The sequence below is a fragment of the Thiovibrio sp. Mzg5 genome (genome assembly GCF_055379285.1).
On the sequence record NZ_AP022872.1, the window covers coordinates 2391398 to 2417886 of the forward strand.

24 protein-coding genes are annotated in these 26489 nt (G+C 58.2%); 11 read left to right on the forward strand and 13 right to left on the reverse strand.

Features of this window, described 5'->3' with window-relative positions:
* The first annotated feature begins 24 nt into the window (after nt 1-24).
* The 3 genes from rapZ (at nt 25) to ACZ46D_RS11035 (ending at nt 2218) form a co-directional block, all read left to right on the forward strand.
* Entirely contained in the window at nt 25-897 is an 873-nt protein-coding gene (rapZ, locus tag ACZ46D_RS11025; protein WP_464927485.1) for an RNase adapter RapZ, read from the forward strand.
* A 206-nt stretch (nt 898-1103) separates the two neighbouring features.
* Nucleotides 1104-1781 carry an HAD-IA family hydrolase gene (locus tag ACZ46D_RS11030; RefSeq protein WP_464927486.1) on the forward strand — a complete coding sequence of 226 codons (678 nt, stop codon included), beginning with the start codon at nt 1104-1106 and terminating at the stop codon, nt 1779-1781.
* 47 nt (nt 1782-1828) lie between these two features.
* Nucleotides 1829-2218: a HEAT repeat domain-containing protein gene (locus ACZ46D_RS11035; RefSeq protein ID WP_464927487.1), complete on the forward strand. Its 390-nt coding sequence runs from the start codon at nt 1829-1831 to the stop codon at nt 2216-2218.
* Nucleotides 2219-2242: 24 nt separating this feature from the next.
* Here ACZ46D_RS11035 and aspS read toward each other — a convergent pair whose 3' ends face one another.
* The 4 genes from aspS to ACZ46D_RS11055 form a co-directional block, all read right to left on the reverse strand.
* Nucleotides 2243-4027, reverse strand: coding sequence for an aspartate--tRNA ligase (gene aspS, locus ACZ46D_RS11040; RefSeq protein ID WP_464927488.1), 1785 nt, complete (start codon nt 4025-4027; stop codon nt 2243-2245).
* Nucleotides 4028-4276: 249 nt separating this feature from the next.
* On the reverse strand, nt 4277-5563 hold the full coding sequence (hisS, locus tag ACZ46D_RS11045) for a histidine--tRNA ligase (RefSeq protein ID WP_464927489.1): 1287 nt from the start codon (nt 5561-5563) through the stop codon (nt 4277-4279).
* Nucleotides 5564-5847: 284 nt separating this feature from the next.
* Nucleotides 5848-7263 (reverse strand): hypothetical protein, encoded by a 1416-nt coding sequence (locus ACZ46D_RS11050; protein WP_464927490.1) that lies wholly within the window; start codon nt 7261-7263, stop codon nt 5848-5850.
* 125 nt (nt 7264-7388) lie between these two features.
* Nucleotides 7389-9083 carry an FG-GAP-like repeat-containing protein gene (locus ACZ46D_RS11055; RefSeq protein ID WP_464927491.1) on the reverse strand — a complete coding sequence of 565 codons (1695 nt, stop codon included), beginning with the start codon at nt 9081-9083 and terminating at the stop codon, nt 7389-7391.
* Between the two features lie 177 nt (nt 9084-9260).
* Here ACZ46D_RS11055 and ACZ46D_RS11060 point away from each other — a divergent pair, with 177 nt between their 5' ends.
* The 3 genes from ACZ46D_RS11060 (at nt 9261) to ACZ46D_RS11070 (ending at nt 11497) form a co-directional block, all read left to right on the forward strand.
* Nucleotides 9261-9848, forward strand: coding sequence for a histidine phosphatase family protein (locus ACZ46D_RS11060; protein ID WP_464927492.1), 588 nt, complete (start codon nt 9261-9263; stop codon nt 9846-9848).
* A 169-nt stretch (nt 9849-10017) separates the two neighbouring features.
* Nucleotides 10018-10491: a GIY-YIG nuclease family protein gene (locus ACZ46D_RS11065; protein ID WP_464927493.1), complete on the forward strand. Its 474-nt coding sequence runs from the start codon at nt 10018-10020 to the stop codon at nt 10489-10491.
* A gap of 22 nt (nt 10492-10513) precedes the next feature.
* Entirely contained in the window at nt 10514-11497 is a 984-nt protein-coding gene (locus tag ACZ46D_RS11070; protein WP_464926747.1) for an IS110 family RNA-guided transposase, read from the forward strand.
* 96 nt (nt 11498-11593) lie between these two features.
* On the opposite strand, the gene ACZ46D_RS11075 is transcribed toward ACZ46D_RS11070, so the two are convergent.
* The 5 genes from ACZ46D_RS11075 to ACZ46D_RS11095 form a co-directional block, all read right to left on the reverse strand.
* Complete coding sequence (locus ACZ46D_RS11075; protein ID WP_464927494.1) at nt 11594-12514, reverse strand: dihydroorotate dehydrogenase; 921 nt, start codon at nt 12512-12514, stop codon at nt 11594-11596.
* A complete protein-coding gene (locus tag ACZ46D_RS11080; protein WP_464927495.1) occupies nt 12511-13305 on the reverse strand; it encodes a dihydroorotate dehydrogenase electron transfer subunit in 795 nt (264 codons plus the stop codon). The genes ACZ46D_RS11075 and ACZ46D_RS11080 overlap by 4 nt, the downstream gene beginning before the upstream one ends.
* 23 nt (nt 13306-13328) lie before the next feature.
* A complete protein-coding gene (locus ACZ46D_RS11085) occupies nt 13329-14225 on the reverse strand; it encodes a ParB/RepB/Spo0J family partition protein (RefSeq protein ID WP_464927496.1) in 897 nt (298 codons plus the stop codon).
* The gene (locus tag ACZ46D_RS11090; RefSeq protein ID WP_464927497.1) at nt 14222-15028 is read right to left on the reverse strand and encodes a ParA family protein; all 807 of its coding nucleotides are present in this window, start codon (nt 15026-15028) and stop codon (nt 14222-14224) included. The genes ACZ46D_RS11085 and ACZ46D_RS11090 overlap by 4 nt, the downstream gene beginning before the upstream one ends.
* 204 nt (nt 15029-15232) lie before the next feature.
* Nucleotides 15233-16387 (reverse strand): M20/M25/M40 family metallo-hydrolase, encoded by a 1155-nt coding sequence (locus ACZ46D_RS11095; RefSeq protein WP_464927498.1) that lies wholly within the window; start codon nt 16385-16387, stop codon nt 15233-15235.
* A gap of 299 nt (nt 16388-16686) precedes the next feature.
* Between ACZ46D_RS11095 and ACZ46D_RS11100 the strand changes: the two genes are divergently transcribed.
* The 3 genes from ACZ46D_RS11100 to ACZ46D_RS11110 all read left to right on the forward strand — a co-directional run bounded on the left by ACZ46D_RS11100 (nt 16687) and on the right by ACZ46D_RS11110 (nt 19418).
* The gene (locus tag ACZ46D_RS11100) at nt 16687-16836 is read left to right on the forward strand and encodes an RCKP-type rubredoxin-like domain-containing protein (protein ID WP_464927499.1); all 150 of its coding nucleotides are present in this window, start codon (nt 16687-16689) and stop codon (nt 16834-16836) included.
* Between the two features lie 207 nt (nt 16837-17043).
* Complete coding sequence (locus tag ACZ46D_RS11105; protein WP_464927500.1) at nt 17044-19032, forward strand: ASKHA domain-containing protein; 1989 nt, start codon at nt 17044-17046, stop codon at nt 19030-19032.
* Nucleotides 19033-19103: 71 nt separating this feature from the next.
* Complete coding sequence (locus tag ACZ46D_RS11110) at nt 19104-19418, forward strand: hypothetical protein (RefSeq protein WP_464927501.1); 315 nt, start codon at nt 19104-19106, stop codon at nt 19416-19418.
* A gap of 68 nt (nt 19419-19486) precedes the next feature.
* Here the strand turns inward: ACZ46D_RS11110 and acnB are convergent, their stop codons facing one another.
* From acnB to ACZ46D_RS11130, 4 genes are all read right to left on the reverse strand, one after another.
* Nucleotides 19487-22021 carry a bifunctional aconitate hydratase 2/2-methylisocitrate dehydratase gene (gene acnB / locus ACZ46D_RS11115; RefSeq protein WP_464927502.1) on the reverse strand — a complete coding sequence of 845 codons (2535 nt, stop codon included), beginning with the start codon at nt 22019-22021 and terminating at the stop codon, nt 19487-19489.
* Nucleotides 22022-22647: 626 nt separating this feature from the next.
* Nucleotides 22648-24420 (reverse strand): ATP-dependent zinc metalloprotease FtsH, encoded by a 1773-nt coding sequence (gene ftsH, locus ACZ46D_RS11120; protein ID WP_464927503.1) that lies wholly within the window; start codon nt 24418-24420, stop codon nt 22648-22650.
* 62 nt (nt 24421-24482) lie between these two features.
* The gene (locus tag ACZ46D_RS11125; RefSeq protein WP_464927504.1) at nt 24483-24884 is read right to left on the reverse strand and encodes a MerR family transcriptional regulator; all 402 of its coding nucleotides are present in this window, start codon (nt 24882-24884) and stop codon (nt 24483-24485) included.
* A gap of 33 nt (nt 24885-24917) precedes the next feature.
* The gene (locus ACZ46D_RS11130; RefSeq protein WP_464927505.1) at nt 24918-25115 is read right to left on the reverse strand and encodes a hypothetical protein; all 198 of its coding nucleotides are present in this window, start codon (nt 25113-25115) and stop codon (nt 24918-24920) included.
* Nucleotides 25116-25416: 301 nt separating this feature from the next.
* Here ACZ46D_RS11130 and ACZ46D_RS11135 point away from each other — a divergent pair, with 301 nt between their 5' ends.
* Both ACZ46D_RS11135 and ACZ46D_RS11140 read left to right on the forward strand, forming a co-directional pair.
* On the forward strand, nt 25417-26118 hold the full coding sequence (locus tag ACZ46D_RS11135; RefSeq protein ID WP_464927506.1) for a YkgJ family cysteine cluster protein: 702 nt from the start codon (nt 25417-25419) through the stop codon (nt 26116-26118).
* The gene (locus tag ACZ46D_RS11140; protein WP_464927507.1) at nt 26108-26485 is read left to right on the forward strand and encodes an endonuclease domain-containing protein; all 378 of its coding nucleotides are present in this window, start codon (nt 26108-26110) and stop codon (nt 26483-26485) included. Before ACZ46D_RS11135 ends, ACZ46D_RS11140 begins: the two co-directional genes overlap by 11 nt.
* The last annotated feature ends 4 nt before the right edge of the window (nt 26486-26489 follow it).

The window sequence follows — 26489 nt, forward strand, 5'->3', positions numbered from 1 at the left end:
CTCCCTTAGCCCTATCACAACGCCATGTCTGAAACCAGCAGCCCGCCACTCACCCTGACCATCATCACCGGCCTTTCCGGGGCAGGCAAGTCCACGGCCCTCAATGTTTTTGAGGATGCCGGTTTTTTGTGCATCGACAATCTCCCGGTTTTTCTCCTCCTGCCCCTGCTCGACGGCATGGCCCGGCGAGCAGATGGACCGCACCGGTTGGCCCTGGTCATGGATGCCCGAGATGCCGAGCTGGCTCCGGCCCTGGCCGGGGTGCTGAAAGAGGTGAAGCCCAAGGTCACCCTGGCGCAGATCATTTTTCTCGAGGCCAACGACACGGTCCTGCTCCGCCGTTACAGCCAACTACGGCGCGCCCATCCCCTGGCCCAGGTCGGCCTGGTTCAAGACGGAATCTCCTCGGAGAAAAAGCGGCTGGCCGGACTTCGCCAATTGGCCGACCGGGTGATTGACACCAGCAGCCTCACCCCCACCGAGCTGCGGCACGAGCTCCTGTTGCACGACGCTGCCCCGGTTTCCGCCATGCGGGTCAACATCCTTTCCTTTGGCCATAAGCACGGGTTGCCCAGCGAGGCAGACCTGTTATTTGATGTCCGCTTTTTGCCAAACCCCTATTATGTGGCGGAACTCAAGGAGAAAACGGGCCTGGATGCAGCGGTGGCCGGTCATGCCCTGGAAAATGAAAGCGGCAGCCAATTTCTCGTCCTGCTTTTCGGACTGCTTGATTTCCTGCTCCCCGAATTTGAGCAGGCAGGCAAGGCCTACCTCACCATCGCCGTGGGCTGTACCGGCGGGAAACACCGCTCCGTGGCCGTGGCCGAAGAGATCCACCGTCATCTGGCTGGGGGAAAATGGCCGGTGAAGCTGTTCCACCGGGATCTGGATAAGTAAGCCTCTTGCAGACTCCACCAAATTGACCCCCCTCCCTCGACGGGAGGGGGGTGGGGGGTGGGTGAAGTCGCAACTGCCTATTTCGTAGCTATTTCCCCCTCTCCCTAACCCTCCCCCGCCAGGGGGGAGGGAACTTTTAGGGCTTTTGCAAGAGCCTCGACAAAAAAAGGCAAAGGCGCACACGCACCTGGGCCTGATGAGCGCATATGACCAAAACACCACTTCTGGATTGGCAGGCGATAGACACGGTCCTGCTGGACATGGACGGCACCCTGCTGGACCGCCATTTTGACGATTATTTCTGGGAGCATTATGTGCCGGAGCACTATGCCCTGGAGCACGATCTCTCCATCGACGAGGCGAGGCTTGAACTGCTGGCCCGGTATAAGGGGAGGGAGGGAACCCTGGCCTGGACCGACCTGGATTTCTGGTCCAACCAACTGGGGCTCGATATCCCGGCCCTCAAGATGAAGATCAACCACCTCATCGGGGTGCATCCCCACGTGGTGGCCTTTCTCAGGTTTTGCCGCAAGGCCGGCAAGAAGATCTATCTGGTGACCAACGCCCACAGCAAGACCCTGGCCATCAAGATGGAAAAAACGGCACTGGCAGGCTATTTCGACCGGATCATTTGCGCGGAAGAGGTTGGGATGGCCAAGGAAGATCCGGTCTTCTGGCAGGGGCTGGAGGCGCTCCTGGGCTATGAGAAAGAAAGGACCATGCTGGCCGATGATACCGCAAAGGTGCTGGCCTCTGCCCGGCTTTACGGCATGGGCGTTCTCATCTTTATCGCCCGTCCCAGCAGCCGCAAACCGGTTGCCCACTCCGAGGATTTCCCCTCGGTGGTCACCTTCAAGGAACTTATCCCCGAGACCGCAGACTGACGTTTGGTTTCAGCCGTGAAGCAGCAACACCCAAGGAACAACCAACCATGCTCGAAAAAGAACAGGCGGAATTGATCGCGGTTATTGCCGATTTCCTGGAGATGGGCCATGTGGAGAACATCATGGCCATGTTCAAGCAGGACCCCGCACTCTACGGGCTGAGTGGCGAACTGCTCCGCGATGAACGTTTCATGGTCCGGATGGGGATGGCGGTGCTTTTTGAAGAGATGAAGGGTATCCGCCCGCAGGAGATGGCGCTGGCCATCCCTGCCCTGCTCCCGGTCCTTGCCGAGGAAACCCCGTGGATGCGCGGCGAGGCCGTGAACCTGCTGGGCATCATCGGTACCCCCGAGGCCTTGGCCCAGATCAAGCCCCTGGCCGACGACCCGGAGCCGCAGATCCGGGAGATGGTGGCGGATATTCTGGCTGGAAGCTGACAGCTGCCAGCTGCCAGCGGGGCACTATTCCTTCCAGTCCGGCCGTAAACCCAGCTCGGTCAGCTGCTTTCTCGCCACTGCGGACGGGGCTTCGGTGAGGGGACAAAAGGCCTTCTGGGTTTTGGGGAAGGCGATAACATCGCGGATGGAGTCGCGGCCCAGCAGGATCATCATCAAGCGGTCCAGACCAAAGGCCATGCCGCCATGGGGCGGCGCGCCAAGCTCAAGCGCCTTGACCAAAAAGTCGAACTTGTCGGCCACTTCCTCCTCGGAAATGCCCAGGGCGGCAAAAACCTTTTCCTGCATCTCCTTCTGATGGATACGGATGGAGCCGCCGCCGATCTCGGTGCCGTTTAAAACCAGGTCGTAGGCCCGGCTCCGCATCTTGCCCGGCTCGGTGTCCATGAGGGGGATATCTTCCTCGTTGGGCGCGGTAAAGGGATGATGCACCGCCATATGCCGCTTCTGCTCTTGGTCGTACTCCAGGAGCGGGAAGTCGCAGACCCAGAGAAAATTAAACTGTTTCTTGTCGATGAGGCTGAGGCGGCGGGCCAGCTCAAGGCGCAGCTCGGACAGGGCCTGGTGCACGACCCCTGCCTGATCGGCGACAAAAAAGAGCAGATCATCGTTCTGGGCGTCCAGGGTTTTGGCCATGCCGGCCCGCTCCTCGTCGGAGAAGAACTTGGCAATGGGCGACTGCCATTCGCCATCGGGTTTGACCTTGACCCAAGCCAGCCCCTTGGCTCCGAAATTTGCCACGTAGGCGGTGAGGTCGTCAAGATCCTTGCGGGAGAAATGGGCGCAGCCCTTGGCGTTGATGGCCTTGACCATGCCGCCCTTTTCCACCACGGTACGGAACACCTGGAAACCGCAATTGCGCACCTGCTCGGTGAGGCTGATCAGCTCAAAACCGAAACGGGTATCCGGCTTGTCACAGCCATAGCGGGCCATGGCCTCGGCATAGGTCATGCGCGGGAAGGGCAGGCTGAGGTCCAACCCGATGGTTTCCTTAAACAGGAGCCGCATCAACCCTTCGCCCACCGCGTAGATGTCCTCCTCCTCGACAAAGGAGAGTTCCATATCCACCTGGGTGAACTCGGGCTGCCGGTCGGCACGCAGGTCCTCATCGCGGAAGCAGCGGACGATCTGGTAGTAGCGGTCCATGCCCGCCACCATCAGCAGCTGTTTGAAGAGCTGCGGCGACTGGGGCAGGGCGAAGAATTTCCCCTGGTTGACCCGGCTCGGCACCAGATAATCCCTGGCCCCTTCCGGGGTGGAGCGGGTGAGCACCGGGGTCTCGATCTCGAGAAAATTCTCGTTGTTGAGATAGGTGCGGATGGCCTGGGCTGCTTTGTGCCGCATGATGAGGCTCTCGGCCATGCGGGGACGCCGCAGGTCGATGTAGCGGTACTTGAGGCGCAGGGTCTCGGAAATTTCAGTTTCCTCATCCAGCGGGAAGGGCGGGGTCTTGCTCTGGTTGAGGATACGCAGTTCCAAAACCCGCACCTCGATCTCGCCGGTGGGCAGCTTGGGGTTGCGCATCCCGTCGGGCCGACCCTCGACAATGCCCCGGATGGCAAGCACCCATTCGCTTCTAATGCCATGGGCCTTGGCATGCACCTCGGCGTTGATCTCGGGGTTGAAAACCACCTGGGTGAGCCCCCAGCGGTCCCGCAGGTCGATGAAAATAACCCCGCCATGGTCCCGGCGCCGCAGCACCCAACCCATGAGGACGATCTCTTTGCCGACATCGGCTTGGGTCAAGGCATTACAATTGTGGGTGCGCTTGAGTCCTCCCATGGATTCCATAGGACTGCTCCTTTTAGGTAGTGAAAAATGAAGAGTAAAAAGTGAAAAATTCGTATGTGTTTCGGTTTTGCCTTGTACTCCCCTCCCTTGACGGGAGGGGCTGGGGGTGGGTGACGTTGCAGATCGCGTCAAATGTAGCAAATTCCCCCCACCCTGGCCCTCCCCCGCAGGTAAGCGTAGACTCTCCGAGGGGAGAGGGAATTTTTGGATGATGCCCGTTAAGCGGACAATCCCCGCCCCTTTTGTCCCCTATTTTTCTCTTTTGGAGACTGCCGCAAGCAATGTCGCACACAAGGCCTCTGGAGCCTCCGTAAGCGGCACCTGCTGTTGTTCCTTGCTGGTCATATCCCGCAGCACTGCTTCGCCCTTGGCAAGCTCTTCCTCGCCCAAAATGAGGGCAAAGCGTGCCTTGGCTCGGTCTGCCTGCTTCATCTGGCTTTTCAGGCTCTTGCCTTCAAGGTCCATGGCCACTTGCAGCCCGTTGCGTCTCAGGAGATGCACCAGCGGAAAGGCCTTGACCGTGGCCTCCTCGCCTAGGGCGGCAACAAAAAGGTCTGTAGTCGTCTCAGGGCAGGCCCCTGCGTTCTGCTGGCCAAGCAAGAGGACCAGCCGCTCCATGCCCATGGCAAAGCCAATACCGGGCATGTTTTTGGCCCCGCCCAGTTGTTCCACCAGGCCGTCATAGCGGCCGCCTGCTCCCACCGCGCTCTGGGCTCCCAAGGCGTCGGTAATCAGCTCAAAGGTGGTGCGGGTGTAGTAATCAAGGCCGCGGACCATGAACGGGTTCACGGCATAGGGAACCGCCAGGAGATCAAGGCTCCCCTTCGTTTTCTCGAAATGGTCGGCGCATCCCGGGCAGAGATGGTCGAGGATGGCTGGCGCGGCCACATACTGCTCCTGACAATGGCTGCTCTTGCAGTCTAGCACTCGAAGGGGATTGGTCAGGCTGCGGCGCTGGCAATCCTCGCAGATCTGCTCTTTGCGGGCGGCCAGGAAATTCACCAGGGCTTCTTTGTAGGCGGGACGACAGGCCGGGCAACCCAGGGAGTTGATCTGCAGACTCGTGGAAAGACCAAGCTCTTCCAGAATCAGCCAAGCCATGGCGATCAGCTCCGCATCCAAGCGGGGATGATCCAGGCCAAGCACCTCGACGCTCATCTGGTGAAACTGGCGCAACCTCCCCTTCTGCGGGCGTTCATGGCGGAACATAGGGCCCATGGTGTAGAGACGCTGCACCGGGAGTTTGGCTTGGAGACCATGCTCGATAAAGGCGCGCAGCACCGAGGCGGTGCCTTCCGGCCGCATGGTGACCGAATCGCCGTTGCGGTCACCAAAGGAGTACATCTCTTTTTCGACAATATCGGTGGCTTCGCCGATGGACCGGGCGAACAGCTCGGTCTTTTCCAGGATCGGCACCCGGATCTCGGTGAAGCCGAAGCGGTGAAAGATATCCCTGGCCGTCGCCTCGATATGCTGCCAGACCCCAACCTCATCGGGGAGAATATCCTTAAAGCCTTTCAGGGCTTGAATGGTCATGGTTTGCCTCACCTGCACCGAAGATAACAACACCCGGAGCGTTTTCGCCGGGGGAAATGTGCCAATCAAAGAAAAATGGCAGAAAAACAGGTATTCTTATCCCACCTCTTGCAAAAAGTCAAGAGAGGCAAGCGGGGAATGGTGGGGTCGATGGCTGACGCCTTGAAGCTGTGTGGGCAATCAGCATCAGTGAAACAACAAGAAAAAAGCCCTGCCGGAAATTCCGGCAGGGCTTGATGTGAACAGCAACCAACTCAAGTGTTATGCGAAACGCATAAGCAGCATTAGAAGGTCATGGTCAGCGAGTGGGTCAGGATGTAGATGCTGTTGGTGCTGTCGGAAGTATCTCCGAAATTGAAATAATCACCGGTATCCAGATATCCGAAGTGCGCTTCGTAGGTGAGATTGTCGAGCAGCTTGTAGGCTGCGCCCACATTGTACTCCCAGCCGTAGTCCTTATCCTGGTTGGCGGCGACAATTTCGTCTGCCTTGGCATAGCCAATGGCGCCGTGCAGGGACAACTGGTTGGAAACCGCATAATCAACTGCGACAACACCGGCTTGAACGCCAGACGTACTTAAAAGAGTGGTGTTGCCACTGAACACGTCATTGTTCAGCATGCCGGTGTGCCGACCGGTGAGGATGTACAGAGGCTCAAACTGGTCGCCGGTGCCTGCGGTGCCGAGGGCATTCTGAATATCATCGCCATAGGTATTTTTGTTCATGTCCTGGCCTTGGGCATAGAAGCCCATGGCGCTCACGGTCAGGGCATCAAGCTTGATGCCGGCCTGTGCCATTGCTGCCCAAGAATCATAGTCACGATCCGCATTGGCTGCACTGTCATATTCTCTGCTACCCATGTAATGGGTCAACTCGCCGTTGACAAAGATGTTGTCCATCTTGAACTTGCCGTAGGCGGTCAACGTGTGCTTCACGTCGGAATCAATGGTGGCTGTATTGGTCATGTCCCGGGTGTACGCGTAGTGGATACCGGAATCCAGGTTGTCGGTCTTGTAGTAAAGACGAGCAACATAGGTGTCTGAGTCAACATCGGTTCCATTCTCCACTGAGCCGACCTCAGTCGCAGGATTAAAAGAACCCGCAGCAAAATTGTCTTTCACTTTTTCAAGGTAGAACAGGGTGCTCACCGGCCCAGCAGCAAGAAAGGAAGGGTACAGCATGACGCGGTCGGCACGCTTGTCGGCATCCATGAACGCGGTGCCGTAGGTGCCAGCCGGGGTACGGCCTAAGCGCATATTGCCGATGGGAGAGGCATAGTCCATGTACAACTGGTGGACGTAAACATCACTGGTGGTGGTGCCTACGTTTGACGTCGTACCGGTGTCACCCTGGCTGCCCCAGAAGGTGTCGTCCGCCAGACGGATAACAGAGCTCATGGAGATCTTGTCGTTCACCTTCATGGTTGGCTTGATCTCGAAGGTGTGCAACCAGTAAGAATCAGAGGTATTTTCTACGCCAGGCATTTCATTCAGATTAACCGATGTACCCACCAGTGAGGTGGTGTTTCCGTTGCCCGTCAGGCTGTTTACCGTAGTCCCCGTAGGAAAGGTGCGTGCATCAGAAAGGTACGCGCCCTCGACCAGGTATTTGCCGCTCATCTTGAACTCAACGGCTGCTGCAGTGGAGGCCAGTCCCGCGACCAGGCCCAGTGCTGCTACTGTGGATAATACTTTTTTCATTTCTTATCTCCTTTGATAAGTCTTAATAAAAAAAACAACTTGCACTCTTTAGAGCAAATTTAGATAGAGAATGTCAAGTTTTTTTTACTATGGTGTAATTTTTTTTACCGCATTAATTTGGAACATTAGTTTCCCTGTTCCTGTTTTTTGGTGAAATCCAGCTGATAGATGAGCATGGTGGAGGTCTGTTCGGAGAACAGATCAAGCGAGCTGCTTCCCAAAATCATCCCCACCAGCAGTTCCGCTCCTTTTTTGTCCGCATTGGGGCGGAGGAGGTAGTCCACGATATAGCCGTCGATCTTTTTGGTTCGCCACAACTCGGACAAGGCGATGCCGTTCCAGCTTAGGGCGTGGATCTCGCCGGAGGGGTAGTTTTTCATGTTTTCAAAAAGACGCGACGAAGTAGAGAGGTTCTTGTTGATGATGATGTCCTGCTGGCCATCGCCATTCACGTCATAGACGATGATCCGCGAGGGGATATAGATGCGGGTTGAGCCTTCCTGGGCGCTGCCCTTGCCTGCGCCGAAGCCTTCTGTGCCGCCGATAAAGCGGGTAGTGCCGCCGTAAAATTCATCGCTTTTCCAGAGGACGGTACCACTGGCGCGCAGCACTTGGAGCCGGTCGTACTGGTCAATGGCGATGATCTCCCGGCTGCCGTCGTTGTCCAGATCGGCGATGGTAAACTCAAACAGATTGACGCTGGCCGGGACTTCCATGGGGCTGCCCGCTTTCAGGGCGGTATTGCTCAGATCGAGACGGTAGATGCCGGGGGTCACGGCCTTGTCGGACCCGGCCCGCTGACCAGCCAGCACCATGCCTTCTCCTGGGACGGGCATGGCCCGGACATACCACTTGGCATCTTGGAACAGATAGTTGGCCTTGTCCGCGCCAAGCCATTCAAAGGCGAAAGAGTTCGGTCCCTTGCTGTCCGCAGCGCTCACATAAATTTCCTGCTTGCCGTTTTTGTTCAGGTCCGCCACGGTGATGGCGTGGATGCGGTACCCGACCTTGCCGCGAATCTGGCCAACCTTGTTCAAGCGATTGTTGTCGCGCTTGAAGATCTGGACCGAATCGTTGTCGGCAAAAATGACCTCGTCCTGGCCGTCGCCGTCAAGATCTGCCATTTCCATGAACTGGAGGGACAACTTCATGTTCTGGGTTTTCTGGAACTCGCTGGTGATGCCCTTGGGGTAGATAAAGGGCGAACCGCCCTGCATGCCGGTGCGACCGGCAAAGGCGCGGTCCGGATGGGCGGTGGCATACTGCGGCTGGGGTTGCCCCCCCGCCTGCCCGGCGACCTGGGGCTGGGTCAGGGCTGTGGCTGGGCGCTTGTGGGCGAAGACCTTCTCGCTTATATCCCAGGCAAGGGAGTCGATGCTTTGGATAATCTCGCTTTCGTTCTTAGCCGTGGCATAAAAATTACGCGACGCACCCTTGGCTACCTCAAAAACCTTGGCATCTAACGAAAGACTGCTGCCCATGGCAGTGAGGCTGCCTACCACCAGGAAATCGGCCTGAAGGGTCTTGGCCAGCTTGAGAAATGCCTCGGTCTGGGTTGGGGTTCCTCCGCTGGCCAGGGCTTTGTCCACCACGGTCTTGTCGATCACGGTGAGGCCGACCTCCGAGGCAAGGCGGCTGGCGAGCATGTCACGAATGCCGGTGGTGAGATAGCCCATGTCCTGGGGGGCATTGGCCTTGAAGGGCAGGAAGGCGATACGTCCAGTTTGCGCAGCAGCCCCGATTGCTGGCAGCGCAAGATGCATGGCGAATATCAGTGCGGCGAGCAAGACTGTGACTGTGCGCTTGGTTTGTTTGAGCATGACCGGTTTCCTTATTGAAAAGAAGAGTGATTTTCCGTAGAGTTTAAAGTTTGAAGCTTACCCCGAAGAAACGCGGGAGAGCAAGAGTTTTTTGTAGATTCTGAAGGAGACGATGTTGTGTGTATCGGTGGATTTATCGCGGTTGATGCCGCTTCTTGACAGAGCAAAAAGGCAAACATGAAAACCAATATCTATCTTATCCGGCATGGCCTGACCGCAGCAAACAAGGCTAATATTTTTGCCGGACGCACCCAGGAGCCCCTGCATCCAGAGGGTATGGCCCAGCTTGCGGAGGTTGGCCACAAGCTAGCCGGGCGCGGCATCAGCAAGATATTTTGCGGTCCTCTGGCGCGGACCAGGCAGTCGGCCGGAATTGTGGGAGAGTTGCTTGGTGTGCCGATTGCAACGGCAGAGGCCTTGACCGAGATCCGTATCCCCCATTGGGACGGACTGACCAAGGAGACAATCCGGGCGAGATTCGGGCCCCAGTATCCCACCTGGCTCGATGATCCGGCCGGATTTTGTCTGCCGGGCTGCGAGACCATTGCCCAGGTGCAGAACCGGGCTGTGGCCTGTCTGGAGACACTTTTTCATGAGTATCCCGGACAGAACCTGCTGGTGGTAAGCCATTTGATCGTGGTCCGGGCTTTGCTTCTGCATTATCTGGCGCGGCCCATCGCGGATTTTCGGGCGATCAAGGTTGGGAATGCCCAGGTGGCGACCCTGAGCAGGGATGAGCGGGGGAGAACTGTGGTGGAGTTGTGATGGCGGGGCGTTTGATTATCCTTCCGCAAGGCTCAGGAGGAACAGAAGCAGGCTCGAGGTAAAATGAACGAAGAACGACCTGAGCGCATCGATTTTTTCCGTTTACCCTGAGCCTGGCGACGGGTTGATTTTCCGAAGCACCAGAGAAACATCTTGCAAGAGGCATGAAATGTTTTGGGTTTACATCCTTCGTTGCGCCGACGGGAGCTACTATACCGGTCACACCGATAATTTTGACAGGCGCATGGCTCAGCACCAGGCGGGAGAGTGCGAGGGGTACACCGCAATGCGCTGTCCGGTGGAGCTTGCTTGGTCGCAGGAGTATGTTACACGGGAAGAAGCTTTGTCTGCGGAAATGCAAATCAAGGGTTGGAGCCGCAAGAAGAAAGAAGCCATGATGCGGGGTGATTGGGTTGTTGTTTCTCGTTTGGCGCGAAACAAATCAGCTGATCCTTCGACAGGCTTGTATGGTTTTTACAGCTCATTTCTGAGAAGCTCTAAGAAGAAGAGCCGGGGTGGAGGGACTTCGACTGGCATCTGCCGCGCTGCGGACAGACTTACTGAGAAATCTCCCACCACACCCCAAACGTCGATGAAGAATCTAGCGGCATGTGCATTGACCGCCGATTTGAACGCAAGCTAACGTCGGTGTGTGCCACCCCAGCATGATTACTTTACTTCTGGAGGCTACCATCATGCAAACCTTTCTAAACGTAGGGGTGGATGTTGCCAAAGACGCCGTTGTCGTTGCTTGTGCTGCGCAAAGCTTTCCTGTCCACAGTGTTGTCAATCAGCATGAAGTTTTGCTGGCTTGGCTGAAATCCCTGCCCGCAGGCAGCCGTATCGGCCTGGAGTCTACAGGCGGATATCACGAGTTGCTGGCTGATCTGGCGCATAGGCAAGGCTATACCGTATTTCTGCTTAACCCAATGGAGACCCGGCACTACGCCAAGGCCATGGGCAACCGCGCCAAAACCGACCGTGTCGATGCCGAACTAATCGCTCGTCTCATCGCGCAAGAGCATACTCGCCTGCGTCCCTACACGTCCCCCACGGCCAACCAGCGCAAGCTGGACCATCTGATCCGGCGGCGGGCCAAGATCGTCCGCATCAAGAGCACGCTCAAGCTGACGATGGCCAACCTGGGCGGGTTTGCCCCTGAGCTCAAGGCGGTCTTGTGCAAGCTCGACGCTTTGATTGCCAAAATCGATGTCGCCATGGCAACGATTGCTGCCCGTTCTCCGCAACACAAGGAAACGCAACAGCGGTTGCAAACCATTGTGGGGGTTGGCCCCCTGGTGGGCATGGCCTTAACCAATACGTTGGAACGAGTTCCTTTCCGCAATGCGGATGCGTTCGTCGCATTCACCGGTTTCGACCCCAGAGCAAATGACTCCGGTCACAAGGCTGGCCGTAGACGCTTGTCCAAACGCGGCCCCGGCGAATTACGCCGTCTGCTGTTTAATGCCGCGATGTCCGCCGTCAAAACCAAAGTCTGGAAACCTATTTATGAGCATTATCGCAGCAAAGGCTGGAGTACGACCGCAACGTTGGTGATCATCGCCCGGAAAATCGCCCGAGCCGCCTGGTCTATTCATCACTACCGCTCGACATTTAACCCAGAACGGCTTACAAAATGCTTGACGTAAACCATAGAATCTCAGGATGAACGGATTTCTTTAACTCCTTATTTTTCCGTTCGCCCTGAGCCTGTCGAAGGGTGGCCCCCTCCTTTACCTAAAAAATCAGTCCAGAATCAGCCCCCCTATCACCTCGCTGATCCCAGAAAGCCCGTTGTCCGTCACATAACGTCCAAGGCCTTCGACGATCTCCTGGCTGGTGCGGGGGTTGACGAAATTCGCGGTGCCAACCTCGATGGCTGTGGCGCCCGCCAGGAGAAATTCCAGGGCATCTTCCGTAGTGCTGATCCCGCCGATGCCGATCACCGGAATCTTCACCGCCTGGGCTACCTGCCAGACCATGCGCAGGGCGATGGGCTTGATCGCCGGGCCGGAAAGCCCCCCCACGATATTGGCCAGCCTCGGCCTTCGGCTTTTGACATCAATGGCCATACCCAGCAGGGTGTTGATCAGGGAAACCGCCTGCGCCCCACCCGCCTCCACAGCCCTGGCGATCTGGGCTATGTCGGTGACATTGGGGGAGAGCTTGACGATCACCGGCAGGGTGGTGTGGGCGCACACCGCACGGGTCACGGCCTCGGCCATTGCGGGATCGGTGCCAAAGGCAACCCCGCCTTTTTTTACGTTGGGGCAGGAGATATTGACCTCCAGGCCGCTGAGCCCTTCAACCTCGCTGAGCCGTTGGGCCAGGGTCTGATACTCTTCCAGACTGTCTCCCAGGATATTGACGATCACCCTGGTGCCTATCCCTCGCAGATAGGGCATTTTCTCGGCAATAAAACAGTCAAGCCCTACGTTTTCAAGGCCGATGGCGTTGAGCATGCCTCCGGCCGTTTCCACGATGCGGGGCGGAGGATTTCCCCGTCGCGGTTCCAGGGAGATTCCCTTGACCACCACCCCTCCCAAATGATGGAGATTGACGTAAGGCGCAAATTCCTTGGCATAGCCAAAGGTGCCGGAGGCGGTGAGCACGGGATTTTTAAAAACGAGGCCACCGATGGTGACGCGCAGATCGGGTTGGGTCATAGCCAGGCTACCTCCTCTGCCTTAAATACCGGGCCATCCTTGCAGACGTGGAGGTAGGGGCCGGACAAGTCCGCCCGGGGGATCGCACAACCGAGGCAGGCGGAGATCCCGCAGGCCATCATGGTTTCCAAGGAAACCTGACACTCCCAGCCCTGTTTTCGGCATTGCCCGACCACCGCCTTCATCATCGGGTGGGGGCCGCAGGTGCATATTGTCCAAGGAAGGTCGGGGGCAAGGTGCCGCGAGAGAAGCTCGGCCACAAAGCCATGGTGGCCAAGGCTTCCGTCATCGGTGGCAAAATGGGTTTCCGTCACGCCGATATCCATAAAATCCCGGGGCAGGGGACCAAGCTCGGCGGCGGTTCGAGCGCCAAGCAGAACGATACACTTCGGGGGGCTGGTGGTGCGCAGAATCTCTCTGGCTAGAAAATAGAGGGGGGCAATGCCCATCCCTCCGCCAACCAGACAGATCGCCTGTTTCCCGGCGAGATCAAAGCCGTGCCCGAGCGGGCCGGTCAGGTTCAGTGACTGGCCGGGAGTCATGGCGGCAAGCAGTCGGGTGCCCTTGCCGACAACCTTATACAGGAGCTGCACCTGCTCGCTGCCAATGGTCTGATGAATGGACAGAGGCCGCCGAAGAAGCGGGTCGCAACAGGGGGTGGTCTGCACCATGACAAATTGGCCGGGACGAGCGTTGGCCGCGATCTCGGGGGCCTTTAAGGTCAGGCGGAATATTTCCGGCGTGAGTTGTTCCTGGCGGACAATCTCGGCCTGCTCTTCATATTGATTCATGATTAACTATCTGAAAATAAAGATTATTTTGTTTTTTGCCCCGAGAGAATCAGCGACAATACCCGCTCAAGATCATCATGGGAATAGTACTCTATTTCCAATTTTCCCCGGGTGCCACTTTGGACGATGCGCGCTTTTGTGTCCAGGTAATTGATCAGGCCGTTGGCCAACGATTTACAATAGGATTCCGGCAATTCATTTGCCGACTTCCTGGGCTGACGTTTTGCCCCGCCACCTGCCGTAGTCACTTTTTTCTTATGTTTTTGGGCCAAGGCCTCTGCCTGCCGAACCGTAAGCCCCTGCTCGACAATCTCGTTTCGGACCTCGCGCATGGACGTTTCATCGCCTACGCTGAGCAATACTCTCGCATGCCCCATACTTAAAACGCCGCGAACCAAGTCCTCCTTAGCATAATCGGGAAGCTGGTTGATCCGCAGGGCATTAGCCACGGTTGACCGCTCCTTGCCAACCCTTTTTGCCACCTCTTCCTGGGTCAGATGGAACTCCTTGACCAGGCGGAGATAGGCTTCCGCCTCTTCCAGAGGGTTCAAATCCTGGCGCTGGATATTTTCGATGAGCGCCAGCTCAAGGCGATCAAGCGGGGTGACGTCTTTTACCAGAACAGGCACCTCGTCAAGCCCTGCCATTTTAGCGGCCCGCCAGCGCCGCTCTCCAGCGATGATCTGGTAACGACCATCGCCGCCATGCTCGCACACCACCAGGGGCAGCAAAACACCCTTTTCGCGGATCGAGGCTGAAAGCTGAGCCAGCGCTGTATCATTAATATCCTTACGGGGCTGATTCGGGTTTGCCTCGATGAAGTCGATGGGGCATAAAAAGTATTCCCGGCCATCGGAACCGCTGGAAGGCAACAGGGCGTCCAGACCCTTGCCGAGGGCCGAGGTTGTTTTTTTAATCATGGTTTCACTCCCTCTTTCACCGCAACCTTTGGTTGCTTGCGCAGAAACTCTTTTGCGAGCTGCAGATAACTGAGCGCCCCGGTTGAGCGCTTGTCGTAGATGATCGCCGCCTGCCCGTGGCTGGGGGCCTCGCTGAGACGAATATTACGTGGAATCACCGTATCATACACCCTGCCCTGGAAATGATTTTTCACCTCGGTGACCACCTGGTGGGTCAGCTTGTTTCGGCCATCGTACATGGTCAGAAGCAACCCTTCTATGGCAAGGGTCCGATTGTAGGAGTTTTTCACCAGACGGATGGTCCGGACCAATTGGCTCAAGCCCTCAAGGGCAAAATATTCGCATTGAAGGGGGATCAAAACCGTGTCTGCCGCAGTGAGGGCGTTGATGGTCAGCAGGCCAAGGGAAGGGGGGCAGTCGATGAAAATGTAGTCATAATCTCCACGCACAGAGGAGAGCACATTGTCCAGATAGCGCTCGCGCTTCACCGCAGCCATCAGCTCGACCTCAACCCCGATCAGGTCGATATGCGTGGGGAGAACAAAGAGCTTCTTGAGCCCCGGCGCCGGCTGTATAACTTCCCGGGTCTCGGCTTCCCCCATATAACAATGGTAGAGGTGGGTTCCACCATTGGCGCGGCTGACGCCCAGGCCGCTGGAGGTATTTCCTTGCGGGTCGGAATCCACCACCAACACCTTTTTACCCAGCAACGACACCGAGGCGGCCAGGTTTATTGCGGTGGTCGTCTTTCCCACCCCGCCCTTCTGATTGGCCAGGGCCACAATTTTTGCACCATCTCCCATGCTGAAAAACCTCCACCGGGTGTGGGTTTCTGGCAGAAACGCGCCAGATTTTTCGTCGCAGGCAATGGGGTGAACGACCGAAAAACCAGATCGCCACCTTGAAGGGCATAGTAACACACTCCTCACCGAGAAACCGCTTAATTTTCGCGATGGACTTTCTTTTTTACGCCACATGTTTCACGTGAAACATGTGGCGTTTTCCGTTTAATCCCGGGTGGTTATGAGTGCAGCGACAAGCTCGGCGGTTCGTTCCATGTCCCCCAGGTCGATGGTTTCCGCGGTACTGTGCACATGGTCCATGCCGATTCCGATGATGGCGGTTTGCAACCCATTCCCGTTGAAAATATTGGCATCACTGCCGCCGCCTGCCCGTTCATAGCGGATTTCCCGCTGGAGGCGGGCAGCGGCCTTGTCAACCCGTTGGAGGACGGAGGCGTTGCGGTCAATATGCATGGCCGGGTATTCCGGGGAGAGATGGAAATCGAGACGGGGCCGGACGCCCGTGCCGAGCTGCGCGCCGGAATTGGGAGACCAGTTGTCAATGACGGCCAGGAGCGTATCCTTGATCTGTTGGGATAAAGCCGCGAGTTTTTCCTGCGAGTGGCTCCGGACTTCCCCTTCCACCAAGACGCTTTCCGGGATAATATTGGTCGCTGTGCCCCCGGTGATGCGGCCGATATTGGCGGTGCTTTCCTCGTCAAGACGGCCCAGCGGCAGATCGGCAAGGCACCGGGCCGCAAGCTGAATGGCGTTGATCCCCCGTTCCGGATGCAGGCCCGCGTGGGCAGCCGCGCCGGTGATCGTGAAATGGAAATGGTTGGCAGCCGGGGCCCCGATAATGAGCAGATCTATCCCGCTGCTATCAAGGGCATATCCTTCCCGGGCACGGAGCAGGGAGAGGTCCAGGGCCTTGGCCCCGCGCAGGCCGATTTCTTCGCAGGTGGTGAAAACGAGATCGAAAGGCAGATGCGGAAGACTCGCTTCTTTGATGGCCCGGATGGCTTCGATAAGTATGGCGATACCAGCCTTGTCGTCTCCGCCGAGAACGGTCTCGCCCGCACTGGAGAAACGGCTACCCTCCCGCTGGACTTTCACTCCCCTGGACGGTTCGACCGTGTCCAGGTGGCAACTGAAGAAAATCGGTTCCCCAGGAAGGTTGCCGGGGAAGTGGATAACCAGGTTATTGGTGTCAGAGCCGGTTGCGCTGGCGGAGTTGTCCTCGGTGACAAAGGCTTCGGGAAACTCCTGTGCAAAGAGGTCTTTGAGAAACAGGGCCAGCTTGGCTTCTTCGCCGGAGGGGCTGTCAATGGTACACATGGCGGTGAAAAGCTGGGCAAGGCGTTCGCTGTTGATATTCATACACGCACCTCTGTTTATTTGTTGCAATACAGAATGAAATTGCCTATTATTAGGAATAATTATCAGAAAGAGACGGATCCCGACAGGTTGCAGTAATAGTGCGGTGCAAAAGCTATCAGGGGGCAAAGAAAGAATAATGCACCTGTCGTGCCCAAGCGAGAAAATTATCTCAGAAAACCACGGGCGGGATTGGGTATTATTCAATGCCCATACGGAGCGCCTTAACGGAAAGCATCGGGCAAGACGAGCGTCTCGTCTTGCAACACATAGCCGTTTAACAAGATACCGGAGGTAACAGTATGGCCATATTCAAATGTGAAAAATGCGGGGCGACCAAGGAGGGCAGATGCAAGCCCAAAAAATGCGCCGATTGCGGCGGCAGCGACTGCATGATCAAAAAAGAGGAAAAAGCCTCGGGTTGCGGGTGCGGCTGCAAGGCTAAGAAATAACCCCACACAGTAAAGATGTTTTCCGGGAAGGCCTCCGTTGAAGATGCGGGGGCTTTTTTTTGCCAAAATTATGCCGCAAAGGTGGTGTGCAAACGGTCATTGCCGGAAGCCAGGCCCTTGTATTAGGATAGAGTAAAGATTAAGCGTTACAAAGCTGCGGGTGTGCCTTAGGCAAAGCAATAGGGCCAGGGAAAGAGGGCAAGACAGATGAACGAGGCAGACAGTCAGGCAACCCACACCATCGTTTTTCAGCCCAGCGGCAGGAAGGTGCAGGCCGGGGGAGGCGTGTCAATCATCAAGGCAGCCCGGGAGGCAGGCATCCACATCAATGCTTCCTGCGGCGGCAGCGGGGTTTGCGGCAAATGCAAGGTCATCATTGAAGAGGGCGAGGTCGATGGGGGGCTCAGTGAAAAATTCAGCCCCCAGGAGAGAGAGACCGGCTATCGCCAAGCCTGCACGGCAACAGTTGCCGGCGAGGCCGTAATCCGGGTGCCCGAATCCTCCGGCCTGAAAAGCGGGGGCTTAGGAACCGCGGTGCCCCTCAGACATCGGGCCAGAATGCACGTGTACGACATGGAGGAACTTCGGGAACAAGGCATTTTTGTCCCGCCGGTGGTGAAAATTTGCCTGGAAGTTCCTCCGCCAACGGCCAAGGACAACATGGCCGATGCCGGTCGAGTGATTCATCTGCTGAGCAGCCAGTACGACGAACACCGGGTGGTGTTTAATCTTGCCGTTTTGCGGAAGCTGCGCAAGGCCCTGCGGGAAGACGATTTCCGGATCACCGTTACCTGCGCCCGCCCGGTGAATGCCGCAGGCAAATCCTATCTCACCAACATCCAAGGCGGCGACTGGACCCATCGCAGCTTCGGCCTTGCCTTTGACATCGGCACCACCTCGGTCTACGGGGTGCTGGTGGATCTTAATTCCGGCAAGGTTCTGGCCAGGGCCGGCGAATACAACGGCCAGCTGGGCTATGGCGAGGATGTGATCTCCCGGATCATCATCGCGGAAAAAAAGGAAGGTCTGGCCAAGATGCAGGAGCTGGTGGCAACCACCATCAACAGCATCCTCGACACCTTGCTGGCCATGGCCAAACCAGCGGACAACGGGGAAAAAGGCAGCATCAGCCGCGAGGAGATCACCTCCATCACCCTGGCGGGCAACACCACCATGACCCATCTCCTTTTGGGTTTGGAGCCGGACAACATCCGCCGCGCCCCCTATGTGCCGGTCACCACCTTTCTCCCTCCCATCCGGGCCACCGATTTGGGCATCAATCTGCCGCCCTCCGCCGTGGCTCTGGTCTACCCGTCCATCTCCAGCTATGTGGGAGGAGATATCGTCGCCGGGGTTATGGGCTCGGGCATGTACCGCACCGAACTGGTCACCCTCTATATCGATATCGGCACCAACGCGGAAATCGTCGTGGGCAACCGGGAATGGCTGGTCTGCGCAGCCTGCTCCGCCGGCCCGGCCTTTGAGGGCGGCGGCATCACCCACGGCATGCGGGCGGCACTGGGCGCCATTGAGGATTTCAGCCTCAACCCCCAAACCCTTGAGCCGATGAACATAACCCTGGGCAACAAATCGCCGGTGGGGATCTGCGGCTCTGGCCTGCTGGCCATCATCGCCACCCTTTTTGAGCATGGGGTAGTCGGCAGAAGCGGAAAATTCCGCCGTGATCTTGGCACGGACCGGATTCGGGAAGGGCGCAGCGGCCATGAGTATGTCCTGGTCTGGCGAAAAGAGGCGGGCACGGAACACGATATCGTCATCAACGAGGTGGATATCGAAAATTTCATCCGGGCCAAGGCGGCGATCTATGCCGGGATCACCACCCTGGTGGAGCAGGTGGGGCTGGCCATCACCGATATCGAGCAGGTTATTTTGGCCGGCGCCTTTGGCAGCTATATCGATCTGGATTCGGCCATGACCGTGGGGCTATTGCCTCAGGTGGACGCCAATCGGGTGCTCTATGTGGGGAACGGTTCGCTCATGGGCGCCTGGATGAGCGAGATGAGCAACCATATCCGCCGGGATGTGGTGGAGGTGGTGCGGAAGATGACCAGCTTTGAACTTTCGGAGATGGCATATTTTCAGGAGCAGTACATTGCCTCCCATTTCCTGCCCCATACGGACCTCGGTCTCTTTCCCCGCGTGGCGGAGAGGCTTGCGGAGACCCGCAGGGAGTAAGACGATCATTTTCTTAGCAAAATTTTTATGGTACCTCCCGTCGCCAAGCTCCACCATCTGGAACATCCACCATGCTGACCAAAACCAACGTGATCCAGCTCTACAACAACGGCCTTGTCATCCGCTGGCGGCGGAAGAAACACCCCCAGCAGCTCAAGGGCGAGTTCGACCCGGGTGCCTTTGAGGTCAACATCTACACCCAACATCTCCTCTCGGAACACGACCGGGACATGACTCTGCTGCACGAGTTCATCCACGCCAGGGACGACCACAAGGGGCGGCCCAACAACCGCACCTGCTCACCGCAGGTTGAACGGGAGGCCGAGGCAACCTACCAGCGGCGGCCAGAGGTGCTGGCGCTGATCAAGGAACTCTACGGGCTCTAAAACGCCAGCGCGGGCAGCGGGTTGCAGCCAGGGAAAAAACGCCGCCGAAATCCCAACCGACCGAAACCCTACCAGCCTTTCTCCGCGTACCCCGGAATCCGATGAAAATTGAGGTAGCGGTATACCTCGTCCGCCTTGGGGGTCACCCGCTCGGCAAGGATCTTATTGTATTCACCCGCGGTGGGGATGCGCCCCAGCACGGCACAGACCGCGGCCAGCTCGGCGGAACCGAGAAAGACCTTGGTGCCGGTGCCGATGCGGTTGTCGAAGTTGCGGGTGGAGGTGGAGAAGACCACGGCATTATCGCGGGTTCTCGCCTGGTTGCCCATGCAGAGCGAACAGCCGGGAATCTCGGTGCGTGCCCCGGCCTTGCCCAGGATGCTGTACACCCCCTCCGCCTTGAGCTGTTCCTCGTCCATGCGGGTGGGCGGCGCCACCCAGAGGCGGACCGCTACCTGGGGACCGTTGTCAAGAATCCTGGCCAGGGCCCGGAAGTGGCCGATGTTGGTCATGCAGGAACCGACAAAGACCTCGTCGATGGCAGTACCCGCCACCTGGGACAAGAGCTTTACGTCATCCGGGTCGTTGGGGCAGGCCAGGACCGGCTCGGTGATGTTGTTGAGATCGATCGTGAGCACCGCCTTGTATTCGGCGTCCGCATCCGGGGCCAGCAATTCGGGCGCACCCAGCCACGCCTCCATGGCAGCAATCCGGTTGCGGATGGCCGTGGCGTTCTGATAGCCCCGGGTGAGCAGGCTTTTCAAAAGCTCAACATTGGAGCGGAGGAACTCGGCAACCGGCTCCTTGTTGAGCCGCACGGTGCAGGCGGCGGCGGAGCGCTCGGCCGAAGCGTCGGCCAGCTCGAAGGCCTGCTCCACCGCCAAATCGGGCAAGCCCTCGATCTCCAGCACCGTGCCGGCGAAGAGGTTCTTCTTGCCCTTTTTCTCCACGGTGAGCAGCCCCTGCTGGATAGCCACATAGGGGATGGCGTTAACCAGGTCGCGCAGGGTGATGCCGGGCTGCATTGTGCCCGTAAAACGGATCAGCACCGATTCCGGCATGACCAATGGCATGGAGCCGGTGGCTGCGGCAAAGGCGACCAACCCCGAACCGGCCGGAAAGGAGATGCCGATGGGGAAGCGGGTGTGGGAGTCGCCGCCGGTGCCCACGGTATCGGGCAGGACCATGCGGTTGAGCCAGGAATGGACCACGCCGTCCCCTGGCCGCAGGCTGATGCCGCCCCGCTCGCTGATGAACCCGGGCAGGGTCTGGTGGGTCTTCACATCCACCGGCTTGGGATAGGCGGCCGTGTGGCAGAAGGACTGCATCACCAGAGGGGCGGAGAATTTGAGGCAGGCCAGCTCCTTGATCTCGTCGCGGGTCATAGGGCCGGTGGTGTCCTGGGAACCCACCGAGGTCATTTTGGGCTCGCAGTACATGCCGGGCCGCACCCCAGGGAGATTGCACGCCTTGCCCACCATCTTCTGGGCCAGGGTGTAGCCCTTGCCGCTGTCCTTGGGAACCTCCGGCTCCCGGAACAGGGTAGAGGGCGGCAGACCCAACGCCTCGCGGGCCTTGGCGGTTAACCCCCTGCCAATGATAAGATTGACCCTCCCGCCGGCCTGCACCTCGTCGGGCAGGGTGGCCGGGGAAAGGCTGAAGGTGGTAACCGCCTGCCCGTCGCGGCTGATGGTGCCGGTGCGGGTGTTGATGGTGATGATGTCGCCGGTCTCAAGGGCGGTCACATCGCACTGGATGGGCAGCATACCCGAATCTTCGGCGGTGTTGAAGTAGATCGGCGCGATGGTGGAACCCATGACCACCCCGCCGGTACGTTTTGCCGGAACATACGGAATGTCGCGCCCCATGTGCCAGAGCATGGAATTGACCCCGGACTTGCGGGAAGAGCCGGTGCCCACCACGTCGCCCACATAGGCGATGGGATGCCCCTTTTTCTTCAGCTCCTCAATCTTCGTCAGCGAACCGGGCAGCCGGTTGCCCAGCATGGACTGGGCGTGCAGGGGAATATCCGGGCGGCTCCACGCCTCGGAGGCCGGGGAAAGATCATCGGTGTTGGTCTCGCCCGCGACCTTGAACACGGTGACCGTCAATTCTTCCGGCATGGAAGCGCGGGAGGTGAACCAGGTCGCCTCAGCCCAGTTGGCCACTACCTGCCGGGCATGGGGATTGCTCTTTGCCTTGGCAGCGACTTCGTTAAAGGAATCATAGACCAGAAGGGTGGAGGAGAGGGCTGCAACCGCATCCGCAGCCAGGGCTGCATCATCGAGCAGATCGATGAGCGGCTGCACGTTGTACCCACCCAGCATGGTGCCCAGCAACTGCACCGCCGCTTTCTTGTCGATGAGCGGCGAACCGATCTTCCCCTGCGCTATTCCGGCCAAAAACTCGGCCTTGACCTTGGAGGCCTCATCCACGCCCGGGGGTACCTGATTGCTGATCAGGTCGAGCAGGGTTGCTTCCGTTCCGGCAGCCGGTTTTTGCAGCAGCGCAACCAGAGCGGTGGTCTGGTCGGCGGAAATGGGAAGGGGGGGCAGACCAAGAGCGGCCCGTTCGGCAACATGTTTTTGATACGCCTCTAGCATGGGTACGACCTCCTTGCATAATAAGAAACCGGGCAAGCCCGGGGATTTTTCTCAAACAAGATTCCTACCCTTGCCGGACTGAACCTGTCAAGGAGAACCTGAGGGGCTGAGACTAGAGAAAAAGGGTCCATCCAGGAATTACGGGGAAGAAGGCGATGACCTTTCGGGTGTTCGCTCTTTCTTCTTTTGCGTGCCCAAAAGAAGAAACAAGAAAAAAGCACCCCAGCCAGCCCTGGCCCTTCGGGCTTCCCTTGCTTCTCGCCAGGAATGGGACGCTAAAAAACTCGGGCTTCGCCCTCAAACAGTTTTAGCGTTTTTCCCCGTCCCCGTCTGCGAGGCGCGGCAGGACAAATGGGGGAGGGTAAGACTCCCATTGGCACGCAGCCGAGCACCGGAGAGGCTGCCAAAAAAGGGCTTTGCACTGTTTGAGCGCAGCGAGTTTGCAAAGCCCCGGCAGCATCGAGGAGCGCATGGAATCCCGCCAGCGGCGGGACAAGTGACACGGGTGCCTTTTCTTTGGTTCGTTTCTTTGGGCAAGCAAAGAAATGAACCAACTCCCCGGACGAACAAAAAAGGCGGCAGGAGTTTCCCCCTGCCGCCAAAGCGATCACACTGCATTTGTGTTATCAGCCAGCCGCCATCAACCGATCGATATCCTCGCTGCCAATGGTTTCCTTCTCCAATAAATCCTTGGCCATGGCCTCCAAAATCGCCCGGTTCTCATTGAGCAGCCGGGTTGCCGTATCCCTGGCCTCGGTCACTAATCCGGTCACGGCCTGGTCGATGCGCACCGCCGTCTCCCCGCTGTAGGGTTGCCTGCTCCGCCCCATTTCATCGGGCCCGGCCACGTTCAACAGGCCGATCTCCTTGCTCATCCCCCATTCGCACACCATCTTCCGGGCAATGTTCGAGGCGCGTTCGATGTCGTTGCCCGCGCCGGTGGTCACATCGCCGAAAACGATCTCCTCGGCCACCCGGCCGCCCAGGAGGATGCAGAGGTTGTTCATCAGCCAGGAGCGGGACTGCGAGTGCTTCTCGTCGGTGGGCAGCTGCATGGTCAGCCCCAGGGCGCGTCCCCGGGGGATGATGGTCACCTTATGCACGGGATCGGTGCCGGGCAGCAGCCTGGCCACCAGGGCATGGCCTGCCTCGTGAAAGGCGGTGAGTTCCTTATCCTTGGCGGTGAGGATCATACTGGTGCGCTCCGCCCCCATCATCACCTTGTCCTTGGCCTTTTCCATGAGGGCCATGGAAATTCTGCCCACCTCGAAGCGGGCCGCCATCAGGGCTGCCTCGTTGACCATGTTGGCCAACTCGGCGCCGGAGAACCCGGGAGTGCCCTTGGCAATGATGGACATGTCCACATCGCTGTCCAGCTGGACCTTGGAGGCATGGACCTTGAGGATCTTCTCCCTGCCCCGCACATCGGGCAGGGGCACGACGATCTGCCGGTCGAACCGGCCGGGCCGCTTGAGGGCCGGGTCCAGGATATCGGGCCGATTGGTGGCCGCGATGATGATGACCCCGGCATTGGCCTCGAAGCCGTCCATCTCGACCAGCAACTGGTTCAGGGTCTGCTCGCGCTCGTCGTTGCCGCCCCCGGCCCCGGCCCCGCGTTGGCGGCCCACCGCGTCGATCTCATCGATAAAGATGATGCAGGGTGCCTTTTTCTTGGCCTCCTTGAACAGATCCCTTACCCGGCTGGCGCCGACGCCCACATACATCTCGACAAAATCCGAGCCGCTGATGGAGAAAAACGGCACCTGGGCCTCCCCGGCAATGGCGCGGGCCAGGAGGGTCTTGCCCGTGCCCGGCTCACCGGAAAGGAGCACGCCCTTGGGAATCTTGGCCCCCACCCGGGTGAAGATGCCTGGGTCGCGGAGAAAATCAACGATCTCGCCAAGCTCGTCGCGGGCCTCTTCAATGCCGGCCACATCGGCAAAGGTGATCTTGGATTCCTCGCCCTCGATGAGGCGGGCCCGGCTCTTGCCGAAGGTCATCAGCCCCTTACCTCCTCCGCCCTGCTGCTGGCGCATGAAATAGAGGCCCAACCCGACCAGCACAATCATGGGCAGCCAGGAGCCGATGATGCTTACCAGCCAGTGGGGCTCTTTTTTCTTTTCCATCTGGAGGGTAATTCCCTCTTTCATAAAGGGCTGCACCTGCGCCGGATTGTCCGGCAGCACGGTTTTGAAGCGGTTGCCCACCAGATCTTGGGCCGTGGCCACATTTTCCAGAATGGTGATTCGGCTCACCTTGCCCGAGTTGACGCTTTCCAGAAAATCGTTGTAGCTGATCTGATTGACCGGCTCGGCCGTCGGGTTGAAAAGATTGATCAGCAGCAGGCCCACCAGGGCGATGACCAGCCAGATGGACAGGTTCTTGTAAAATTGGTTCAAGGCGTACCTCCGGGTTGTTTTTCTACACTTTGTACACGATGCGGGGCAGAAGACGCAAGCAATCAGGCGGAGATTGACTGGCCGTCGGGCAATCCGCCAAGCCGGTCGATCTTTTTCGGCACCAGACCGCTGGACATGAATGCCGTGCAGAGCTTGCGTTTTTCAAAGGGGCAGCCGGCAATGTTCCAGCAGGGGGTGTATTGCAGAAGTTTATGGATGGCAGCCAGACTGATGCCATGCTCGTGGATCATGGTGCGCAGGCAGGAAACCCATTTCAGGTTGTCCAGGCTGTAATAGCGCCATTTGCCGTGCCGGGCCGGGGCCAACAGCCCATCTTGCTCATACATCCGCAAGGTGCGCGGGGTTATGGCCAGCATCTCGGCGGCGGCGCTGATGGTGAAGACGGCCTGGTTATCCGCCAGCAGGGGATGTCCCAAGCTGGGCGCAGAGGTTTCAGATGTCATAGAGGCAGGTGCGTTCATGGCGGACTCTCATTATTAAGATATTTCCAGGGGCATGGGTCCATCAATCTTCAGGGAAAAAACCGCGATGATGGCGGGCAGCGCCGCAAAAGGACCCATGAGCAGGGAGAGGACAAAGGAGCTGACAAACCAGAAGGTTTCGGCTAGCTTGCCAGTGGTCACGACAACGACCGGGGCTATGCCTTTTTTTTCGCTGCAGAGTGTTTTCTTCATGGCCGACCTCCTGTACCGCATGTCCTGGGCGGCGCAGAATCATTTCATGCACCGCTTTGCTTTGGTATATACGCAAGGGCCATGCCAGGGAAGGCAGAAGGGAAAAAGTAGGGGAAGGGTACGAACACTTTTTTCACATAAAAACAGATACCTGCAAGCCATGAAAAAAATTATTTATATAGAAACATAGAGCTATGCAAAGGAATTTATCAGCCATGAACAGGCTAACAATACTCCCAAACTCAACCCGGCACGGATCATATTGCGCCCTAAATACCCCCCACCCTTTTACTCCTGAAACATGACAGATACCAAACACTGTAAACAATGCGGCACCTGTTGCCGGAACGGCGGACCAGCCCTGAGCCGGGAGGACCTCGGCCTCGTCCGGCAAGGGTATATCCGGCATGATCAGCTGGTCACCATCCGACAAGGGGAGATGGGCTACAACCCCGCCACCGCCAGGCTTGAACCGGTGCCCGTTGAGCTGCTCAAGATTCGGGGGCAGGGGAGCGGCTGGACCTGCCTCTTCTTTGCCGAAGAAAGCAACGGTTGCACCATCTATGCGCACCGCCCGGCAACCTGCAGGATTCTCCAGTGCTGGCAGCCCGAGGCCCTCCTGGCCACCATCTATAAGGACACCCTGCGCCGCGCCGACCTGATCAACCCCACCGACCCGATCCTGGCGGAAATCGAGCGCCATGAACAGGCGTGTCCCGGACGGCTCTTCACCGATCTGCTCGCCCAAGGTGGCGGGATGGAGAATCTCGCCCGACTCACCGAGCTGGTGCGCGCCGATCTGGCCATCAGGGGGGAGGTTGCCCAAAAGGCCGGGCTTTCGCTGGAGATGGAGTTTTTTCTCTTTGGCCGGCCGCTGTTCAAGCAGCTGGGAGGGTCTGGGATAAAATGTGTTGCGGAGGGAGGAGGGGTCCGTTTGCAGAGAGAGAACTCCCCTCGCCCACTTGTGGGAGAGGGGCCGGGGGAGAGGGTCAATGAGCGCTGAAAAAAGGCTCATCAATGCCAAGACACTCCGCGCCAACCAGACGGAAGCGGAACAACGTCTCTGGCATCACCTGCGAGCCCATCGCTTCCTGGCTTTGAAATTCAAGCGACAAAAACCCATGGGTCGCTATATCGTGGATTTTGTCTGCGTGGAACGGCAACTGGTTATTGAGATCGATGGCGGTCAACATGCCGAACAGGCGGAATATGACCAGCATAGAGATGCATGGCTGCGCAGCCAAGGCTATACGGTATTGCGTTTTTGGAACCACGAAGTCATGCACCAGTTGGAGGGTGTGCTGGAGCAGATATGGAGTACTCTCACCCTCTCCCCCGACCCCTCTCCCACAAGTGGGCGAGGGGAGTAAAACC

Bases quoted from the DNA above. Each gene is read 5' to 3' on its own strand.
- ACZ46D_RS11075 (WP_464927494.1), bottom strand. From the start codon at position 12,514: ATGACCCAACCCGATCTGCGCGTCACCATCGGTGGCCTCGTTTTTAAA.
- ACZ46D_RS11060 (WP_464927492.1), top strand. From the start codon at position 9,261: ATGAAAACCAATATCTATCTTATCCGGCATGGCCTGACCGCAGCAAAC.
- ACZ46D_RS11070 (WP_464926747.1), top strand. From the start codon at position 10,514: ATGATTACTTTACTTCTGGAGGCTACCATCATGCAAACCTTTCTAAAC.
- ACZ46D_RS11100 (WP_464927499.1), top strand. From the start codon at position 16,687: ATGGCCATATTCAAATGTGAAAAATGCGGGGCGACCAAGGAGGGCAGA.
- aspS (WP_464927488.1), bottom strand. From the start codon at position 4,027: ATGGAATCCATGGGAGGACTCAAGCGCACCCACAATTGTAATGCCTTG.
- ACZ46D_RS11125 (WP_464927504.1), bottom strand. From the start codon at position 24,884: ATGACATCTGAAACCTCTGCGCCCAGCTTGGGACATCCCCTGCTGGCG.
- hisS (WP_464927489.1), bottom strand. From the start codon at position 5,563: ATGACCATTCAAGCCCTGAAAGGCTTTAAGGATATTCTCCCCGATGAG.
- ACZ46D_RS11080 (WP_464927495.1), bottom strand. From the start codon at position 13,305: ATGAATCAATATGAAGAGCAGGCCGAGATTGTCCGCCAGGAACAACTC.
- ACZ46D_RS11065 (WP_464927493.1), top strand. From the start codon at position 10,018: ATGTTTTGGGTTTACATCCTTCGTTGCGCCGACGGGAGCTACTATACC.
- ACZ46D_RS11140 (WP_464927507.1), top strand. From the start codon at position 26,108: ATGAGCGCTGAAAAAAGGCTCATCAATGCCAAGACACTCCGCGCCAAC.
- ACZ46D_RS11110 (WP_464927501.1), top strand. From the start codon at position 19,104: ATGCTGACCAAAACCAACGTGATCCAGCTCTACAACAACGGCCTTGTC.
- ACZ46D_RS11035 (WP_464927487.1), top strand. From the start codon at position 1,829: ATGCTCGAAAAAGAACAGGCGGAATTGATCGCGGTTATTGCCGATTTC.
- ACZ46D_RS11050 (WP_464927490.1), bottom strand. From the start codon at position 7,263: ATGAAAAAAGTATTATCCACAGTAGCAGCACTGGGCCTGGTCGCGGGA.
- ACZ46D_RS11030 (WP_464927486.1), top strand. From the start codon at position 1,104: ATGACCAAAACACCACTTCTGGATTGGCAGGCGATAGACACGGTCCTG.
- ACZ46D_RS11085 (WP_464927496.1), bottom strand. From the start codon at position 14,225: ATGATTAAAAAAACAACCTCGGCCCTCGGCAAGGGTCTGGACGCCCTG.
- ACZ46D_RS11105 (WP_464927500.1), top strand. From the start codon at position 17,044: ATGAACGAGGCAGACAGTCAGGCAACCCACACCATCGTTTTTCAGCCC.
- ACZ46D_RS11090 (WP_464927497.1), bottom strand. From the start codon at position 15,028: ATGGGAGATGGTGCAAAAATTGTGGCCCTGGCCAATCAGAAGGGCGGG.
- ACZ46D_RS11055 (WP_464927491.1), bottom strand. From the start codon at position 9,083: ATGCTCAAACAAACCAAGCGCACAGTCACAGTCTTGCTCGCCGCACTG.
- ACZ46D_RS11095 (WP_464927498.1), bottom strand. From the start codon at position 16,387: ATGAATATCAACAGCGAACGCCTTGCCCAGCTTTTCACCGCCATGTGT.
- ACZ46D_RS11130 (WP_464927505.1), bottom strand. From the start codon at position 25,115: ATGAAGAAAACACTCTGCAGCGAAAAAAAAGGCATAGCCCCGGTCGTT.
- ACZ46D_RS11135 (WP_464927506.1), top strand. From the start codon at position 25,417: ATGACAGATACCAAACACTGTAAACAATGCGGCACCTGTTGCCGGAAC.
- rapZ (WP_464927485.1), top strand. From the start codon at position 25: ATGTCTGAAACCAGCAGCCCGCCACTCACCCTGACCATCATCACCGGC.
- acnB (WP_464927502.1), bottom strand. From the start codon at position 22,021: ATGCTAGAGGCGTATCAAAAACATGTTGCCGAACGGGCCGCTCTTGGT.